General features: G+C 67.3%; 15 protein-coding genes. 9 read left to right on the top strand and 6 right to left on the bottom strand.

The features are described from left to right. Window positions 1-33 precede the first annotated feature (33 nt). The 8 genes from ACTHQS_RS02965 (at window position 34) to ACTHQS_RS02930 (ending at window position 9,963) form a co-directional block, all read left to right on the top strand. Complete coding sequence (locus ACTHQS_RS02965; RefSeq protein WP_440165939.1) at window positions 34-1,263, top strand: cysteine desulfurase family protein; 1,230 nt, start codon at window positions 34-36, stop codon at window positions 1,261-1,263. A 135-nt stretch (window positions 1,264-1,398) separates the two neighbouring features. Then, window positions 1,399-2,529: a tRNA 2-thiouridine(34) synthase MnmA gene (gene mnmA, locus ACTHQS_RS02960; RefSeq protein ID WP_440165937.1), complete on the top strand. Its 1,131-nt coding sequence runs from the start codon at window positions 1,399-1,401 to the stop codon at window positions 2,527-2,529. A 249-nt stretch (window positions 2,530-2,778) separates the two neighbouring features. Continuing rightward, window positions 2,779-4,419, top strand: coding sequence for an ABC transporter substrate-binding protein (locus ACTHQS_RS02955; RefSeq protein ID WP_440165935.1), 1,641 nt, complete (start codon window positions 2,779-2,781; stop codon window positions 4,417-4,419). Between the two features lie 127 nt (window positions 4,420-4,546). After that, window positions 4,547-5,638, top strand: coding sequence for an ABC transporter permease (locus ACTHQS_RS02950; RefSeq protein ID WP_440165933.1), 1,092 nt, complete (start codon window positions 4,547-4,549; stop codon window positions 5,636-5,638). 1 nt (window position 5,639) lies between these two features. Further along, window positions 5,640-6,659: an ABC transporter permease gene (locus ACTHQS_RS02945; protein WP_440165931.1), complete on the top strand. Its 1,020-nt coding sequence runs from the start codon at window positions 5,640-5,642 to the stop codon at window positions 6,657-6,659. Further along, window positions 6,656-8,371, top strand: coding sequence for an ABC transporter ATP-binding protein (locus ACTHQS_RS02940; protein ID WP_440165929.1), 1,716 nt, complete (start codon window positions 6,656-6,658; stop codon window positions 8,369-8,371). Before ACTHQS_RS02945 ends, ACTHQS_RS02940 begins: the two co-directional genes overlap by 4 nt. Before the next feature lie 102 nt (window positions 8,372-8,473). Beyond that, the gene (locus ACTHQS_RS02935; protein ID WP_440165927.1) at window positions 8,474-8,881 is read left to right on the top strand and encodes a chorismate mutase; all 408 of its coding nucleotides are present in this window, start codon (window positions 8,474-8,476) and stop codon (window positions 8,879-8,881) included. 89 nt (window positions 8,882-8,970) lie between these two features. Further along, entirely contained in the window at window positions 8,971-9,963 is a 993-nt protein-coding gene (locus ACTHQS_RS02930; protein WP_440166645.1) for a hypothetical protein, read from the top strand. Here ACTHQS_RS02930 and ACTHQS_RS02925 read toward each other — a convergent pair whose 3' ends face one another. From ACTHQS_RS02925 to ACTHQS_RS02900, 6 genes are read right to left on the bottom strand one after another with little or no spacing between them, the layout of a single operon-like run. Then, window positions 9,964-10,677 carry a DUF4166 domain-containing protein gene (locus tag ACTHQS_RS02925; RefSeq protein ID WP_440165925.1) on the bottom strand — a complete coding sequence of 238 codons (714 nt, stop codon included), beginning with the start codon at window positions 10,675-10,677 and terminating at the stop codon, window positions 9,964-9,966. Between the two features lie 46 nt (window positions 10,678-10,723). Further along, entirely contained in the window at window positions 10,724-12,016 is a 1,293-nt protein-coding gene (locus ACTHQS_RS02920) for a DUF58 domain-containing protein (RefSeq protein ID WP_440165924.1), read from the bottom strand. Then, window positions 12,016-13,029, bottom strand: coding sequence for an AAA family ATPase (locus tag ACTHQS_RS02915; RefSeq protein WP_440165922.1), 1,014 nt, complete (start codon window positions 13,027-13,029; stop codon window positions 12,016-12,018). The genes ACTHQS_RS02920 and ACTHQS_RS02915 overlap by 1 nt, the downstream gene beginning before the upstream one ends. After that, window positions 13,026-14,264 (bottom strand): DUF4350 domain-containing protein, encoded by a 1,239-nt coding sequence (locus ACTHQS_RS02910; RefSeq protein ID WP_440165920.1) that lies wholly within the window; start codon window positions 14,262-14,264, stop codon window positions 13,026-13,028. The genes ACTHQS_RS02915 and ACTHQS_RS02910 overlap by 4 nt, the downstream gene beginning before the upstream one ends. Continuing rightward, a complete protein-coding gene (locus ACTHQS_RS02905) occupies window positions 14,261-14,896 on the bottom strand; it encodes a DUF4129 domain-containing protein (protein WP_440165918.1) in 636 nt (211 codons plus the stop codon). The genes ACTHQS_RS02910 and ACTHQS_RS02905 overlap by 4 nt, the downstream gene beginning before the upstream one ends. Then, window positions 14,886-16,499 (bottom strand): DUF7847 domain-containing protein, encoded by a 1,614-nt coding sequence (locus ACTHQS_RS02900; protein ID WP_440165915.1) that lies wholly within the window; start codon window positions 16,497-16,499, stop codon window positions 14,886-14,888. Before ACTHQS_RS02900 ends, ACTHQS_RS02905 begins: the two co-directional genes overlap by 11 nt. Before the next feature lie 177 nt (window positions 16,500-16,676). On the opposite strand from ACTHQS_RS02900, the gene mtrA reads away from it, so the two are divergent. Continuing rightward, window positions 16,677-17,351 (top strand): MtrAB system response regulator MtrA, encoded by a 675-nt coding sequence (mtrA, locus tag ACTHQS_RS02895; RefSeq protein WP_141159962.1) that lies wholly within the window; start codon window positions 16,677-16,679, stop codon window positions 17,349-17,351. Window positions 17,352-17,361: the final 10 nt, after the last annotated feature.

The following is a 17,361-nucleotide window of genomic DNA, read 5'->3' as shown; positions in this document are numbered from 1 at the left end:
GGGCGCGGCAGCCGGCCGCGATAGAATTTGAGGATGCCCGCCTACCTCGACCATGCCGCCACCACGCCGCTTTCCGGTGCCGCGCTCGCCGCCTTGACGCGTGAACTGGCGCGGACCGGCAACCCCTCATCACTGCACGGATCCGGACGAAGGGCGCGCCGTGCCGTCGAGGACGCGCGGGAAACGATTGCCGCGGCGGCAGGCGCCCACCCCTCGGAAGTCATCTTCACCTCCGGAGGTACCGAGGCGGACAACCTCGCCGTGAAGGGCATGTACTGGTCCCGGTTGGCAGAAGACCCAAAGCGGCGCCGCATCCTGTGCTCCGCCGTCGAACACCACGCAGTGCTGGACACCGTGGAGTGGCTCGAACGGCACGAGGGCGCCGAAGTGGCCTGGCTGCCCGTGGACAGCGAAGGTGTTGCGGACCTTGAGGTCCTCGAATCGGAACTCTCCCGCGACCCCGGCACCGTCGCGCTGGTGACTGTCATGTGGGCCAACAACGAGGTTGGCACCATCCAGCCCATCAAGCAGGTCGTGGAACTGGCCCATGCCGCCGGGGTCCCGGTGCACTCCGACGCCGTCCAGGCGTTCGGCTCGGTGCCGGTGCATTTCAAGGATTCCGGCCTGGATGCCATGTCCGTTTCCGGGCACAAAATCGGCGGCCCGGTGGGTGTCGGTGCGCTCCTGCTGGGGCGGGCGGTCAAGCTGACGCCGGTGCAGCACGGCGGCGGGCAGGAGCGTGACGTCCGCTCCGGCACGCTGGACACTGCCTCCATCGCTGCTTTTGCGGCCGCTGCGGAGGCGGTTGCTGCTTCGCTGCCCGTTGAAGCGGCGCGGATCGCTGCCCTGCGCGACCGGCTGATCAACGGTGTCCGCGAACGCGTTGCGGAGGCGGTCCTGCGCGGCGCAACCGGTGACCGCCGGCTTCCGGGCAATGCGCACTTCACCTTCCCGGGCTGCGAAGGGGACTCATTGCTGTTCCTCCTTGACCTGGCCGGCATCGAATCGTCCACCGGTTCGGCGTGCACGGCAGGCGTTCCCCGCCCCTCCCACGTGCTGCTGGCCATGGGCCTGGACGAACAGACAGCGCGCGGCGCCCAGCGGTTCAGCCTGGGTCACGCCTCCACGGAGGCCGACGTCGACGCCCTCCTTGCGGCGCTGCCCGAAGCTTATTCACGGGCGCGCCAAGCCGGCATGGCAGGGCACGAGTCCTCCATCCAGACTGCCGGCACCGAGGCGCGGCGGGCCGTCCGCGGCGCCTGAGGGCCCGTGGCGGCACACTCTGCGGGCGGCGGATTTGCCTGCCGCCGTAGAATGGATAGGCGAAGATCGTTTCCGCCGCCGATGCGCCGAGCACGGCCCCGGAAAGACAGCAACCATCCCCAACAGAAAGCCAGCATGCGAGTACTAGCAGCCATGAGCGGCGGAGTTGACTCCGCCGTTGCCGCCGCCCGGGCGGTGGAGGCCGGACACGACGTCGTCGGCGTCCACCTGGCCCTTTCGCGCATGCCGGGCACACTGCGCACGGGCAGCCGCGGCTGCTGCACCATCGAGGACTCGCGGGACGCCTGGCGGGCCTGCGATGTGCTGGGCATTCCCTACTACGTGTGGGATTTCTCCGAGCGCTTCAAGGAAGACGTCGTCCAGGACTTCATCGACGAATACGCCGCCGGCCGGACGCCCAACCCCTGCATGCGCTGCAACGAACGCATCAAGTTCGCCGCCCTGCTGGAAAAGGCCATTGCCCTTGGCTTCGACGCCGTCTGCACTGGCCACTACGCCAAGGTCATCGAGGACGCCGACGGCAACCGGGAACTGCACCGCGCGGCCGACTGGGCCAAGGACCAGAGCTACGTCCTGGGCGTCCTCACCCACGAACAGCTCAAGCATTCGATGTTCCCACTGGCGGACACCCCCTCCAAGGCCGAGGTGCGGGCCGAAGCGGAGCGGCGCGGCCTCTCCGTCGCCAACAAGCCGGACAGCCACGACATCTGCTTCATTCCCGACGGGGACACCGCGGGCTGGCTCGCTGAAAAGATCGACATGGCCAACGGCGACATCGTGGACGAGACCGGGGCCAAGGTAGGTGAGCACCCTGGAGCCAACGCCTTCACCGTGGGCCAGCGGCGCGGGCTCAAGCTTGGCACGCCTGCTGCCGACGGAAAGCCCCGCTTCGTGCTGGAAATCCGGCCCAAGGAAAACAAGGTTGTAGTGGGTCCGGAGGCGCTGCTGGCCATCGACGAGATCCGCGGCATCAAGGTCTCCTGGGCGGGCCTGCCCATCGCCGAAGTGGAAACCGGAGCCGAATTCGACTGCCATGCACAGGTCCGGGCGCATGGGGATCCGGTTCCCGCCTCTGCCCTTGTGGAGCCCGCAGACGGCACGGCCGGCAGCCGGCTGGTGGTCCGGCTGGTGACGCCGCTGCGCGGCGTGGCCCCGGGCCAGACGATAGTGCTGTACCAGGGCAGCCGGGTGCTGGGCCAGGCGACCATTGACGCCGCCCGCTCACTGCAGCGCGCCGCACTCTGAATCCCCGCTTAAAGCACCGTCCCGGTTGTCGCCGGGGCGGTGTTTTGTTGTGCCCGGTATCCTCCGTGACGGTGCTGCCCGGCCTGCCGGGTAACTTTTAGGAAAAGTTTGTGTTCGAACTCACAGAAACGGCCGTCCCGAGGGCTGACTCTCTGATTCAATCTAGGGATCAGCACTGCACGCCGGCGTCTGGGGCTATGAGCCTGCGACCGCGGGCGTGCGCGTACTCATCGGACAGAAAGTTCACAGATGATCAAGAGCACACAGGCCCTGCACCGCGCCATCGCGCTTGCAGGCATCTCCGCCCTGGCCCTGACGGCCTGCACCGGACCCTCGGGCGGCGGCGGCGGAACGGCCAGCGGCGGCAGCGCCGGTGGCGGTGCCATCACTTTCGGAACGACGGACAAAGTCGTCACCCTCGACCCCGCCGGCTCCTACGACGCAGGATCGTTCCTGGTCATGAACCAGGTCTATCCCTTCCTGATGAACTCCAAGCCCGGTTCCGCCGAGGTCAGCCCGGACATAGCGGAGTCCGCCTCCTTCACGGCGCCCACCGAGTTCACCGTGAAGATGAAGCCCAACCTCAAGTTCGCCAATGGCCATGCCTTGACAGCCTCCGACGTGAAGTTCTCCTACGACCGCGTCGTCAAGATCGACGACCCCAATGGCCCTGCATCCCTGCTGTCCAACCTCAAGTCAGTTGAGGCCAAGGACGACACCACCGTGGTTTTCACGCTCAAGCAGGCCAACGACCAGGTGTTCCCCAGCGTCCTGGGTACCAACACGGGCCCCATCATCGACGAGGAAGTCTTCCCGGCCGACAAGGTGATGAGCGATGAGGACATCGTCGCCGGCAAGCCCTTCGCGGGCCCGTACACCATCGACTCGTACAAGAAGAACGAACTTGTCAGCCTCAAGGCCAACGCGGACTACAACGGGCTGCTGGGCAAGCCGGCCAACGACAGTGCCGTCATCAAGTACTACGCCGACTCCAACAACCTCAAGCTTGACGTCCAGGGCGGCAACATCGACGTTGCCGGCCGCAGCCTGACCGCCACCGACGCCGCGGACCTGGATAAGGACTCGAAGGTCAAGGTCTACAAGGGACCGGGCGGTGAACTCCGGTACATCGTCTTCAACTTCGACACCATGCCGTTCGGTGCCAAGACTCCGGAGGCCAATCCGGCCAAGGCCCTGGCGGTGCGGCAGGCCATGGCCGACATCGTGGACCGCCAGGCCATCTCCGACCAGGTCTACAAGGGCACCTACGTCCCGGCGTACTCCGTGGTGCCGGACGGCCTGCCCGGAGCAACCCAGCCCATGAAGGAGCTGTACGGCGACGGCAACGGCAAGCCGAGCCTGGACAAGGCCAAGAAGGTCCTGGCGGATGCCGGAGTCACCGGGCCGGTCAACGTAAAGCTGCAATACAATCCGGACCACTACGGCAAGTCCTCCGGCGATGAATATGCCATGGTCAAGGAGCAGCTGGAGAAGTCGGGCCTGTTTACCGTGGACCTGCAGTCCACCGAGTGGGTGACCTACTCCAAGGCGCGGACCGCTGACGCCTACCCGGTCTACCAGCTGGGCTGGTTCCCGGATTACTCGGACGCGGACAATTACCTCACGCCGTTCTTCATCCCCGGCAACTTCCTGAAGAACCACTACGAGAACCCGGCTGTCACGGACCTCGTGCAGAAGCAGCTGACCACCCCGGACAAGACCGAGCGCCAGAAGCTGATCGGCGACGTCCAGACGGCTGTTGCCAAGGACCTCTCCACGCTGCCGCTCCTCCAGGGCTCGCAGCTGCTCGTGGCAGGGAAAGACGTCAAGGGTGTCGAGAAGACCCTTGACCCCTCCTTCAAGACCCGCCTTGGCGTCCTGTCCAAGTAAGCACTCCACCCCCATCGGGCTCTGACGGCCCAGAGGCGGGACGCCGCAACGGCGTCCCGCCTTTCGCCCGTCACCAGCCAGCACCGAGGGGAATGCTGGCTCCCGGTCACCACGAATCCAGGTACCGATGACAACTTTGATTGACGCGCCACCCAGTGACGCGGACGCACTCCTTCCGCCCAAGAAAAAGCAGGGAGGCGGAGGGCTGGGCCAGTACATCCTGGTCCGTTTCCTGCTGATCTTCCCCACTATCCTCATCCTCGTCACCATGGTGTTCTTCCTGATGCGGATCACTGGTGACCCCATCACCGCCGCCATGGGCGGCCGGCTCCCTCCTGAACAGCTCCAGGAAAGGATCCATGCCGCCGGTTACGACCGGCCACTGCTCGTGCAGTACTTCGAATACCTGGGCCAGCTGGTCACAGGAAACTTTGGCACCACCCTCTCGGACAACCGCAAGGTCACCGAGATGCTCACCACCTACGGGTCCGCCACGCTGGAGCTGGCCATCAACGCCCTCATCGTGGCGCTGCTGGTTGGCATACCGCTGGGCATGGTCGCGGCCCACCGCCGCGACCACCTGCCGGATGCGGTTCTCCGGATCCTGGCCATCCTGTTCTACGCCACCCCCGTCTTCTTCGCAGGAATGCTGCTCAAGCTGGTGTTCTCCGTGTGGCTGGGCTGGCTTCCGGTGGCAGGCCGCGCGGGCACCAGGACCGAGCTGTCCCTCACCGCGCTCGAGGCCCCCACCGGGATCTACTGGCTGGACGCCCTGCGCAGCGGCAACATGGCCGCCTTCAGCGACGTCATGTCCCACGCGGTCCTTCCCGCCATAGCACTTGGTTTCCTGACGGCCGGCGTCTTCCTGCGCCTGGTCCGGACCAACGTCATCGGCACGCTCGGCAAGGACTACGTGGAAGCCGGCCGCTCACGGGGCGTCAGCGAGTTCCGGCTGGTCACCAAGCACGCCTACAAGCCGGCGCTGATTCCGATCATCACGGTCATGGGCCTGCAGATCGCCGTTCTGCTTGGCGGCGCCGTGCTGACGGAGACCACGTTTGAGTGGAAAGGCCTCGGTTTCCAGCTGGCCAACTACCTCACGGCCCGCGACTTCGTAGCCGTCCAAGGCATCGTGGTGCTGCTGGCCGTCATCGTCGCCGTCACCAACTTCATCGTGGACATCATCGCCGCGCTGATCGACCCCCGCGTGAGGTACTGAAATGTCCGCCAATGCCACTCTCGAGCCCGTCACCAACCCGCGGGCCTCCATGTTCCGGCGGCTGCCGGTTGTTTCGCACTTCAACAAAAGCGTCGGCCTGCAGCGCTTCATGCTGGTGGTGGGGCTCGTTCTTACCGGCATCTTCCTGCTCACCGCGCTGGCCGCACCGCTGCTGGCGCCCTACGGATTCGCGCAGCTGTCCGATGCCGACGGCGCCTTCCCCACCCAGCAGGCTCCCGGCGGCAAGCACCTCCTGGGCACCACCGTGGGCGGTTATGACGTCCTGTCGCGCGTGATCTGGGGTACGCAGACAGCACTCCTGGTCATCATCGTGGCAGTAGTCCTCTCCATCTTCGCCGGCGTCATCCTCGGCCTGGTGAGCGGGTACATCGGGGGGTGGCTGGACCGCGTCCTGGTGGTCGTCGCTGACGCCATCTATGCCTTCCCGTCACTGCTGGTTGCCATCGTCATGGCAATCGTCATCAGCGGTGGACAATCCAGCCTGTTCGGCGGGATCCTGGCCGCCGCCATCTCCATCACCGTGGTGTTCATCCCGCAGTATTTCCGCGTGATCCGGGCCGAGACCATCCGTCTCAAGGCAGAACCCTTCGTCGAATCGGCCAAGGTGGTGGGCGCATCGAACATCCGCATCATGACCCGGCACATCTACCGGAATGCCACCCGTACGCTGCCGCTGATCTTCACCCTCAACGCGTCGGAAGCGATCTTGACCCTGGCCGGTTTGGGCTTCCTGGGCTTCGGCATCGAACCCAGCTCGGCAGCTGAGTGGGGATTCGACCTGAACAAGGCCCTTGCCGACACCACATCAGGCATCTGGTGGACGGGGCTGTTCCCCGGGCTCGCCATTGTCTGGACAGTCCTGGGCCTGACCCTGGTGGGCGAAAGTATCAACGACCTCAACGATCCGCGGCTCCGCGGCCGCAAGCGTTCAGGTCGAAAAGATGACGGTGGCCCCTCCGCTGCGCAAGCGGCAATTGAACTGGAAGTGAGAGCACAATGACCACCAATAGTGATCCCGTGCCCAGCCGGCAGGACCAGGACCGGAAAACAGTCCTCGACATCGACCACCTGAAGGTCACCTTCGCCACGGACGGGGGCGACGTATACGCCGTCAAGGATGTCAGCCTGGACGTCAAAGCAGGCGAGGTCCTGGCCATCGTGGGGGAGTCCGGTTCCGGCAAGACGGTCACCGCCAAGACCATCCTGGGCCTGCTCCCGGAAACGGCGGTGAGTTCCGGCGCGGTGCTGATCAACGGCGCCAACGTCATCAGCCTCAGCCCCGGCCGGCTGCGCCAGATCCGCGGCCGGGACGTAGCCATGGTGTTCCAGGAACCATCCACCGCCCTGAACCCCGTGTTCACCGTCGGATGGCAGATCACCGAGGGCATCCGCGCCCACGCCAATGCCAACGGCGGGGGGCGGGTATCCGCGAAGGAAGCCAAGGCCCGTGCCATCGAGGCCCTGGGCAAAGTAGGCATTCCGGACCCCGCGCACCGGGTCAATTACTACCCGCACCAGTTTTCCGGCGGCCAAAAACAGCGCGTGGTGATCGCCGCAGCCCTGGCCCTGAATCCAGGGCTCATTGTGGCCGACGAACCCACCACCGCCCTGGATGTCACCGTGCAGGCGGAAATCCTTGAGCTCCTCCGGGACCTGCGGGACAAGTACGGCACGTCCATCGTGCTGATCACGCACAACATGGGCGTGGTGGCAGACCTGGCAGACAGGGTGGTGGTGATGTACCAGGGCGACATCGTCGAGGAAGCGACGGCGAAGACGTTGTTCGCCGAACCCAAACAGGACTACACCCGGAACCTCCTTGCCGCGGTGCCGCACCTGGGCCGCAATTCGGCGTCGGAAGGCCTGACTGAGCGGCGACACCAGGATGAGGAAGTGCTGGTAGCTGCCGACAACCTCGTAATCGAGTACCCGGGACGGCTCGGGACACCGCCCTTCAAAGCCGTGGACGGGGTCAGCTTCACCTTGTCCAGGGGTGAGGTCTTTGGCCTGGTGGGGGAGTCGGGTTCCGGGAAGACCACCATTGGCCGCGCCATCGCCGGGCTCAACCGGACTACCGGCGGCAGCCTCAAGGTGCTGGGCTACGAGATGCTGAACCTTCGGGAGCGCACTTTCAAACCGCTCCGCAAGGATATTGGCTTCGTGTTCCAGGACCCGGCAGCCTCCTTCAACCCGCAGCTGACCATCGGCGACTGCATCGCCGAGCCCATGCTCATCCACACCAGGCCCAGCGACGCCCAGGCGCGCAAACGCGTCGGTGAGCTGCTGGAATCAGTCCAGCTGCCGGCGTCGTACGCGGGACGGTACCCGCACGAACTGTCCGGTGGCCAGCGCCAGCGGGCGTCGTTGGCGCGGGCCCTGAGCCTGAACCCCCGGCTGCTGATCGCGGATGAGCCGACGTCGGCCCTGGACGTATCGGTGCAGGCGAAGGTCCTGGAGCTGTTCCGGGACATCCAGGAGGAGTTTGGTTTTGGCTGCCTTTTCATCAGCCACGACCTGGCGGTGGTGGACATCCTGTCATCCTGGGTGGGCGTGCTGTACAAGGGCAAACTGGTGGAACAGGGGATCGGCAGCCAGGTCATGGGCAACCCGCAGCATGACTACACGCGGCGGCTGATCGCCTCCCTGCCGGTGCCGGACCCGGCCGAACAGGCCAAACGGCGCGAGGAGCACCGGGCACTCCTGGGCATCTGACCCCGCCCGGATTCCCACAGCATGGAGCGCCGGTGCCGGCAGGCGGCCGGCACCGGCGCTTCACACCCGCGGTGACTCCCTCGACTCCCATAGACTGGAGCCATGACGCAGCACAACCCCAGCGCCCCTGGCTCCGACGATTTTGATCCCTCCGCAAGCTCGCTCGCAGGCCACGTGGACGAATCGGTGATGGCTGAACTGCTGTCCATCCGCTCCAGCATCGACAACATTGATGCCACCCTGGTGTACCTTCTCGCCGAGCGCTTCAAGGCGACGCAAAAGGTGGGCTTCCTGAAGGCAACCCACCGACTCCCCGCCGGCGACCCCGGACGTGAAGCCGCGCAGATCGCCCGGCTGCGCCGCCTTGCCGAAGACGCCCACCTTGACCCGGCGTTCGCGGAGAAATTCCTTAACTTCATCATCGGCGAGGTGATCCGGCACCACGAGGCCATCGCCGAGGACCACCAGGCCTCGTCCGGCCAGCAGCCGCAGACCTCCGCACTGGCGTGAGCCGGGAACAGCAGCAACCGGGGGGCAGCACGCTCCCGGCCTCGGGGCTTCACCAGGACCGAACGGCCACGGAAGTCACCGCCACCGGCCTGGGACCATGGCCGGGCGACGATCCGCTCGAAGCCACCCGGATCATCCGCGGCGAGCTTGGCAACCCGCACCTTCCCTTCCTGGCTGAACTGCCCGACCGCGGCGTCGGGTCAGACGCCTTGGGCCGCACCGCCTCCCTCCTGGTGGAACTCGCGGTGGATGTCCAGCCACACGGCTGGCGGCTCGTGGACCGCCCCGGCAAGGACATGCGCCGCGCAGCGTCGGCGCTGTCCACCGACCTGCACGTCCTGGCCGATGTGGCCGGGGCAGAGGACATTTCTGCCGCGGAATTGAAGGTGCAGCTTGTGGGACCGCTGAGCCTTGCCGCCGGCCTCTACCTGCACAACGGTGAACGCGCCCTGCTGGACCACGGAGCCCGCCGGGACCTGGCCGCTTCCCTGGCAGCGGGAGTGGGCAGTTACCTCACCCGGGCGGCTGCGGCCGTTCCTGGCACCCGGTTGGTGGTGCAGGTGGACGAGCCCGCCATTGCCGCCGTGCTGGCCGGAACCATCCCCACGGGCAGCGGCTACCGCACCCTTCGCTCGGTGGCAGCAACGGAGGCCCGCGAGTCATGGCGCCTGGTCCTGGACGCACTGCGTGCAGCCGGTGCAAATGAGGTTGTGGTGTCGTTCCCCGAAATCGAAGCCCCAATCGAGCTGGCCCTCAGCGCAGGGGCTGACGGTGTCGCATTGCCGCTGAAAGCGCTCACCAACCGCCAGTGGGAGCAGGTGGCCGGAGCGGTGGAGGCTGGAAAACAATTCTGGGCCGGCGCCCTGGATGTTCCCGCCGGCGGTCCGCTGCCCAAAGTTGCCCACTGCGTGGACTCGGTGTGGCGTCCCTGGCGCCAGCTGGGCCTGCCGCCTTCATTGCTGCGCGCAATCCGGGTGACGCCCGCCGCAGGGCTGGCGGGCCACACACCTGCCCAAGCCACAGCCGTCCTGCACCGGCTCACCCAGGTGGCCGACGGCCTGAACCAGCAGGCGCTGGGCTAGCTAGACCCTGTTCTCCCAGCGGTCCGGCTGGGCGTAGCGGGGCAGGTAGCTTTGCGCGGAACCGCCGCCGCTGTAGGGGCGCAGACGGTAATCAAATGTCCCCGCGTACACCAGGACCAGTCCAATCTGTGGCTGGATGACTTTCACCTGGATGCGGTGCCGCCCATTGCTGCCTTCGGCCGGATCCCACCACTGCTCGGCATAGGCCTTGGCGTCCAGCGCTGCCGGAAGCGGTACGCGGAGAGGGCCCACGAAGAGCCGCGACGCCTCCGAAACGCCGCGCAGCCTGCCTTCGGCAGTGACGCCCAGGTTCAGGTCCGTCACCAGGCGCCGGTAGCGTCCCACGTAGTCCACCAGTTGGGGGCTGCCCTCCCGGCTGGTGACGCTGGTGGTGTCCTGGAAAAGCCGGGTGCGGTCCGGGAAACGGATTTCACGGCGGGCCGTGAGGCTGGAACGGCCGAATGGATCCTGGTGGGCGTGGTTCTCGATCCGGAACGGGATGTTCTCACCGTATTCAGGGAAAAAGGCCTCTTCGCCCCCAGCCAGCCGCAGCAAAGGGCGCAGCCACCGCTGGCGACACCCCACGACGTCGAACGTTCCTTCCCCCACCCCGTACTGTCCGGAACCCGGCGCCAGCGAGAAGTACTCCTGGAGTTCGGGCTGCAGCCGGGAGTACCCGGCGCCCAGGGCCTGCCGGTAGATGGGGACGCTCATGACGTGGACCTCCTGTTGCCTGCGGCGGCGCTGTCGGCCTCCAGCTTCACAATCTACCGGCAGCCTTGAGCCGGATGTACATGTCCGCGAGCCGGGGCGGCAGGTCATGGGGCTCGGCGTCCACCACCTCGACGCCGTAGCGGCGCAGTTCGGCGGTGACCGCCGCGCGCTGCAGGAGGGCGCGCTCGGCGGCGGCCGCACGGAACACGCCGGTGGCGTCGTTGCGTTCCCGGAGCATGGTGCCCAGCTGGGGGTCGCGGACGGCCGCCACCACCACGACGTGCTGGCTGGCCAGCCGCTCCGCCACCGGGAGGAGGCCTTCTTCGGGTGCTCCGCTGTCCAGTGTTGTCAGCAGCACCACGAGTGACCGGTGCGCGGAGACGGCGCGGACCTGTGCCGGCACGGCTGGCCAGTCCATCTCGATCAGCTCCGCTTCGAGGGGAGCCATGGCCTGGACCAGCCGGCCCAGGATGTCGCCCTGGCCTGCAGAACCTGCCCGCGCCCGGGTCCTGCGGTCAAAGGCCAGGAAGTCCACCCTGTCGCCGCCCCGTTCGGCAAGGACGCCCAGGAGGAGTGCAGCCTCGATCCCGGTGTCCAGCCGGGTTTCGTCAGCGATCCTCGCCGCGGAGGTTCGGGAGGTATCGAGGACCATGACCACCCGGCGGTCCCGTTCCGGCCGCCAGGTGCGGACCACGACCGAGGAGCGCCGGGCTGTGGCGCGCCAGTCGATGGACCGCACGTCATCACCGCGGACGTAGTCGCGCAGGGAATCGAACTCTGTGCCGGCACCGCGGATCTGGACGGCGGCCTTCCCATCGAGTTCGCGCAGCTTCCGCAGCTTTGAGGGCAGGTGCCGGCGCGAATGGAAGGGCGGCAGTACCCGCACCGAGCCGGGGCACCCGATGGTCCGCTGCCGGGCTGCCAGGCTGAGCGGACCATAGGAGCGGATTGTCACGTGTGGCGCCTTGAGGTCCCCCCGCCGGGCAGGCCGGAGCCTGACCGCGAACCGCCTGCTTTCGCCGGCGGGGACGTCGATGTCCTGGACAGGGTCCTGCGCCCCGGCGGAAGGTTGCCACCCGTCCCTGAACGAGCCCCGGAGCCTGCGGGAACCTCCGTTGCGGAGCGTGAGGACTGCCTCCACCGCGTTATTGAGCGTGACGTTCTCCGGCTCCGCACGTACCGCACTCACCAGTCTGGGGGATCCAGCAAACAGCAGGTCAGCGCCCAGCAGGGCCGCGAGGACGGCAGCCACGGCGAGTACGGTCAGCCATCCCGGGAACAGCAGCACCGGCACCACGCCCAGCAGCACCACCGCCACGAAGCGCCCCGAGATGGCCATCAGCGCGGAACGGGGACGGAGGCCAGGATGCTGCCCAGGACGTCGTCCACCCGGACCCCGTCCATCTGGGCTTCGGGCTGCAGGGCCACCCGATGCCGCAGGCAGGGCAGGGCCAGCGCCTTGACGTCGTCCGGGGTGACGAAAGGACGCCCGGAGAGCCAGGCCCAGGACCTGGAGGTATTGAGCAGGGCAGTGGCGCCGCGCGGTGAGACGCCAAGCTGGAACGAGGGGGCGGCCCTGGTGGCGCGCACCAGGTCAACGATGTAGCCGATGATTTCCGGTTCCACGGCCACCCGGGCCACTGCTTCGCGGGCCCGTTCCAGGTCCTCCGCGCCTGCCACCGGCCGGACGCCTGCTGCTGCCAGGTCGCGGGGATCGAAGCCGGCAGCATGCCGGCGGATCACCTCGATTTCCTCACCGCGCCCGGGCAGGGGCATGGTGAGCTTGAGCAGGAACCGGTCCAGTTGCGCCTCCGGCAGGGAATAGGTCCCCTCGTACTCCACCGGGTTCTGGGTGGCTGCCACCAGGAACGGCGCCGGCAGCCGCCTGGACACTCCGTCCACGGACACCTGCCGCTCTTCCATGGCCTCGAGAAGGGAGGCCTGGGTCTTGGGCGGGGTCCGGTTGATCTCGTCGGCCAGCAGGAGGTTGGTAAAGACGGGCCCCTCCCGAAAGCTGAACTCTGACGTATGGGAGTCGTAGACCAACGAGCCGGTGACGTCGCCCGGCATGAGGTCGGGAGTGAACTGCACCCGCTTGGTGTCCATGCTCAGGGCGGAGGAAAGCGCCCTGACCAGCAGGGTCTTGGCAACACCGGGTACTCCTTCCAGCAGCACATGTCCCTGCGAAAGCAGGGCAATCAGCAGGCCCGTGACCGTGGCGTCCTGCCCCACCACCGCCTTTGCCACCTCGCGGCGGACGGCCAGCAGCGCCTGCCGCGCGCCGTCGTCGTCCATCCTGTTGTTGGCGTCCAGGGGGTTAAGGACCCCCGGCCCACTGCTCTGTTCACTCATCGGGTCATGACCTCTTTCTCAAGTTTGTCCAGCGCCTGCGACCAGGCCACCAGCCGGGCTTCGGTTGTGGGGCGTTCGTTGACCAACGTGCGGACGCCGGCTGCATCCCTGCCGAGCAGCCGGGCCGCCGCGGCAATGGTGTCCTCGGCGGTTGCGCCTGGGCCCGGCCTCAGTTTTCCGGCGAGCCGCACCAGCAGGCCGGCCCGAAGGTTGTCCCGGGCCTGTTCAAGGGCACGTGAGTCCTGGTAAAGCCGGGCACGTCCTTCTGCAGTTTCAACAGCCTTGACCACCACCGGCAACGGCTCGAACACCAACGGGCCGTGGCGGCGGCCGCGCCACATGATGGCAGCGAACGCCACCACCAGCAGCCAGGGGCCCAGGAAGCGGGCCCAGCCCGGTGCAAGGTCATCGAGGGTTTTCCCGGATCCGCCCGCCGCTGCGTCTTCGATCGAGGGCAGGTACCAGACGAGGTCCGGCGACGTGCCAAGCAGCCGGACCGCCAGCGCGGCGTTTCCCAGCTCGTCCAGTTTGTCGTTGCCCAGGACTGCCGTGCTGCCCAGTACGGCCAGCCCGCCGTCGTCGCTGACGGCAAGCATCCCCGCGGTTCCTGCCGCCCGGTAGCAGGTGGTCCCGCCGTCGTACACGTATCCCTGCCGGCCGGTGACCTGTCCGGCTGCTTCCGGGTCCGGCTCGGCACAACCGGGGTCCAGGACAGGGGAGGAATCAGGGACGACGCCGGCCTGGTGGATGCCGCTCTCCAGGTCAGCGAGGGTTTCCAGCCTGGGGGTGACCACCACGACGCGGTCAGCGGCAGCCACAAGGCCGGCCAGCTGCTGCCCGTCCAGGACGCCGTTCCGGTCGTAGAGCAGGAGGGTGGGGGAGGAGCCCGAGCGAAGGTCATCCAGGGCGGCGTCGAACCGGCCGGGGGTATGGACCGAAACTCCGTGCCGGCCCAGGATTTCCGCCAGTGCCCTGGCGCCCTCGGGTCCGGCATTGTGGACTGAGAGACGGACGGTGTCACCCTTGGGCGCGAGCTGCGTGGCGATGACCAGGGCCAGCGCAGCCGCCACCACCGTTGCCGCTGCTGCGACGCCCTTGTGGCGCCGCAGCCAGGTCAGAAACTTGCCGGCGGAGAGTTTCCCGCGCGGCGTCGGAGGTCCGGGGGACTGGCGCGTTTTGTGTGCAGAATCCGTGTCCTTGCCAGGCTCCGTGCCCGCCATGGTCGCCCCGCTCATAACTGCAACACCGGGCTGCCGGCCGCGGGCTTCATGGCGTCCAGTGCCGCGTCAAGCGCCACCATTTCCTGGTAGTCCGCAGTGCCTGCTGCCCTGTTTCCGTAGCGGATGCCGTCAAAAGTGGCCGCTGCCCTGGCCAGGCGCCCGGACTCGCCGGAGAACGGCACTGACAATGCCTGCGCGGCCTCGTCGGCGGTCCTGCCTGGCTGGGGATCGAGGATGGTCCTGTTCTCTGCGCTGCGGACCACGGCTCGGAAACGGTCGACGACGGCGTCCCCCCACAGTCCGGCGTCGGCGGCGGCTTCCGCGCGGTTCCGGTAGTCCGCAGCGGCCAGGGCGGTTTCCCTTTCGAAGACGTCCTTGGCCTGCCGGGCCCGCGCGTTCAGCCGGGGGCGGGCAAGGAGGACGGCGGCCGCGATGATGGCAGCAATGACGAGGGCAATGACGGGGCTGGGTACCAGAGCGGCGTCCCCCTGGGAGCCGTCCAGGGACTGCAGCCAGTCAAGGAAGTTCCGCCACAGGGTGTCCAGCCAGGACGGGGCGGCGTCCCGGTATTCAGGTTTGGCCAGCTCTTCTGCCGCCCATCGCCGTGCCTCGTCGGCGCCGGGGAGCACTGGCGGTTCAGCGGCCATACGGCCATGCCCCTGGCGCCGTTCCATGCCCGGGGTACGGAGTGCGCCCGGCCTCGGCGTTCCGGCCGGGGATGCCGTCGGGATCCGCTCCGGTCTCCAGGCCGCGCAGGAGCGCGATATCCAGTCCATCCTTGCGCATCCGCAGGTCCATGTAGAGCAACGCCATGACAGACGTTTGGAAGGCGTAGCCCACTGCGCCCACCAAGGCTCCGACTACCGCGGTAATGATGCCGATGGCCACAGTCAGCGTTGCGTCCTGTCCGCTGCCGCCGTGCGGCGAGACGACTCCGGACAGGACCGTGGGGAGGAGGCTTGCAGGGATCAACACCACCTGGGTGATAACTGCCACCAGGATTCCCACTACCAGGGTGATGCCAAGGATGCGCCACCAGTTGGCCCGGGTGAGGGCCCACGAGCGGCTAAGTCCCGCAATGGCGCCGAGTTCTTCGATGACGACGGCGGCAGGCGCCACCATGAGCTTGACCGCCACCCAGAGGAACAGCACGACGAAGCCCATCATCAGGGGGATGACCAGCAGTGAGGCCGCGCCGCGGACATTGGAGAGCAGGAGCACGATGAGGGTGAAGAATAGCGCCATGGCGGCCACGGCAGCGGCCACCAGCACCGCGGCCAGCCGAATCAGCGCCCCGATCCGTGACCGCACCAGCGACACCATGCGCCGGAAGCCGGTAGGCCGGTTCAGGACCGACCGCGCTACGGGGACCACCATGGCGCCCTGGAGGACCACGGACATGAACACGGACAGGATGGACAGCACGGCGAACCCGGCTATCAGCCCAATCCCCAGCGACGCGACGTCAGTCCTGCTGGCCGTCTTCGCCCAGGCTTCAATGGACCCGGATGACGTCGCGACCACTCCCGTGAGCACTGCGGCGAGGATAGCCGACAGGGACTGCGCCAGGAGGCCTGCGCCCAGCATCGCCTTGGCGTTGCGCCGGAGGGCCTGGAACGAGCCATCCAGGATTTCCCCGAACATCAGCGGCCGCAGGGGAATGATGCCCGGCTTGGGCGGGGCGACATAGCGCGGCTGTCCGTAAGGGGAGGCGCCGTAGGGGGAGGCCCCGTACGGAGCGGCGCCGGCGGACGGGGAAGGATACGGCGGACTCCCGTAAGGGGAGCCAGTGTAGGACGGTCCATTGTGGGGAGAACCGTTGTAGGGCTGCCCACCGTAGGGAGTGCCGGACGGTGTGCTTCCGCGGTAGGGAACGTTCCCGTTCGGGTACGGTCCGCGCTCTTGCCACGGCTGCGGTTGCGGCGGCGACTGCTGTTGCCACGCCCGCCGCTCCTCCCACCAGGGTGCCTGCTGCCCCGGCTGTCCTGCGGCCCACTCCTGCGCCGCATTCTTATGCTGCGGGCTGCCCGTTTGTTGCGCCGTATCCTTTTGCTGCGCGGTGTCTTCTTGCTGTGCGGTGTCTTCTTGCTGTGCGGCGTCCGTTACCTGCCCTGCCGGGGGCGCCCACGGCCGATCCCAGGCAGGCGGCACCTGGCCGGGTCCCTCGGCAGCCGCGGTCCCGCCGTCGTCATGGCCTTTGCCCGGCCACTCCGGCGTTGGATCCCCGCGCTGCGGCTCCTGTGGTGACACTGATTTCCTCCCCCATATCAGTCCGCCTGCCCCGCAGCCGGCCCGCCCAAAGGGGCGCGCCGGCAAAGCAGGGCGTGACCCCAAGACTATAGTTCCGGCGTCGGGCGGCCTAGTGTCCCGCCATGCCGGGAGGCCGCTCAACAGGACAAACCCATCCCGATAAGGGAATATATAGCTATGAAGGCACGCATTCTGGTGGTAGACGATGACGAAGCGCTGGCCGAGATGATTGGAATTGTCCTCCGTAACGACGGCTTCGAGCCGGTCTTTTGCGCTGACGGCGCCCAGGCCCTCGACATTTTCCGTTCATCGCGGCCGGATCTTGTCCTGCTCGACCTTATGCTTCCCGGCATGGATGGCATCGAAGTCTGCCGCCAGATTCGGGGCGAGTCCGATGTTCCCATCGTCATGCTGACCGCCAAATCTGATACCTCCGACGTCGTCCGCGGACTGGAATCCGGTGCTGACGACTACGTGCCGAAGCCGTTCAAGCCCGCCGAACTGGTGGCACGCGTGCGCGCCCGCCTCCGCCCGGGGGACCAGAAGGCACCCGAAACGCTCAAGATCGCGGACATCACCATCGACGTCGCCGGGCACACCGTCAGCAGGGGCAGCGAGCGGATCTCCCTGACGCCGCTGGAATTCGACCTCCTGGTGGCCCTGGCCCGCAAGCCCTGGCAGGTCTTCACCCGGGAACTGCTGCTGGAGCAGGTGTGGGGCTACCGCCACGCCGCCGATACCCGCCTGGTCAACGTCCATGTCCAGCGCCTGCGGTCCAAGATCGAGCAGGACCCGGAAGCTCCGGAAGTTGTATTGACGGTGCGTGGTGTCGGCTACAAAGCAGGGGTCTGACCCCGCCGCG

Source organism: Arthrobacter sp. SAFR-044, from assembly GCF_051965175.1.
Classification (GTDB): domain Bacteria; phylum Actinomycetota; class Actinomycetes; order Actinomycetales; family Micrococcaceae; genus Arthrobacter.
The sequence above is the reverse complement of the archived record's forward strand: the minus strand, read 5'-3'. Positions and strand labels throughout refer to the sequence as shown.

Bases quoted from the DNA above. Each gene is read 5' to 3' on its own strand.
- ACTHQS_RS02965 (WP_440165939.1), top strand. From the start codon at position 34: ATGCCCGCCTACCTCGACCATGCCGCCACCACGCCGCTTTCCGGTGCC.
- mnmA (WP_440165937.1), top strand. From the start codon at position 1,399: ATGCGAGTACTAGCAGCCATGAGCGGCGGAGTTGACTCCGCCGTTGCC.
- ACTHQS_RS02955 (WP_440165935.1), top strand. From the start codon at position 2,779: ATGATCAAGAGCACACAGGCCCTGCACCGCGCCATCGCGCTTGCAGGC.
- ACTHQS_RS02950 (WP_440165933.1), top strand. From the start codon at position 4,547: ATGACAACTTTGATTGACGCGCCACCCAGTGACGCGGACGCACTCCTT.
- ACTHQS_RS02945 (WP_440165931.1), top strand. From the start codon at position 5,640: ATGTCCGCCAATGCCACTCTCGAGCCCGTCACCAACCCGCGGGCCTCC.
- ACTHQS_RS02940 (WP_440165929.1), top strand. From the start codon at position 6,656: ATGACCACCAATAGTGATCCCGTGCCCAGCCGGCAGGACCAGGACCGG.
- ACTHQS_RS02935 (WP_440165927.1), top strand. From the start codon at position 8,474: ATGACGCAGCACAACCCCAGCGCCCCTGGCTCCGACGATTTTGATCCC.
- ACTHQS_RS02925 (WP_440165925.1), bottom strand. From the start codon at position 10,677: ATGAGCGTCCCCATCTACCGGCAGGCCCTGGGCGCCGGGTACTCCCGG.
- ACTHQS_RS02920 (WP_440165924.1), bottom strand. From the start codon at position 12,016: ATGGCCATCTCGGGGCGCTTCGTGGCGGTGGTGCTGCTGGGCGTGGTG.
- ACTHQS_RS02915 (WP_440165922.1), bottom strand. From the start codon at position 13,029: ATGAGTGAACAGAGCAGTGGGCCGGGGGTCCTTAACCCCCTGGACGCC.
- ACTHQS_RS02910 (WP_440165920.1), bottom strand. From the start codon at position 14,264: ATGAGCGGGGCGACCATGGCGGGCACGGAGCCTGGCAAGGACACGGAT.
- ACTHQS_RS02905 (WP_440165918.1), bottom strand. From the start codon at position 14,896: ATGGCCGCTGAACCGCCAGTGCTCCCCGGCGCCGACGAGGCACGGCGA.
- mtrA (WP_141159962.1), top strand. From the start codon at position 16,677: ATGAAGGCACGCATTCTGGTGGTAGACGATGACGAAGCGCTGGCCGAG.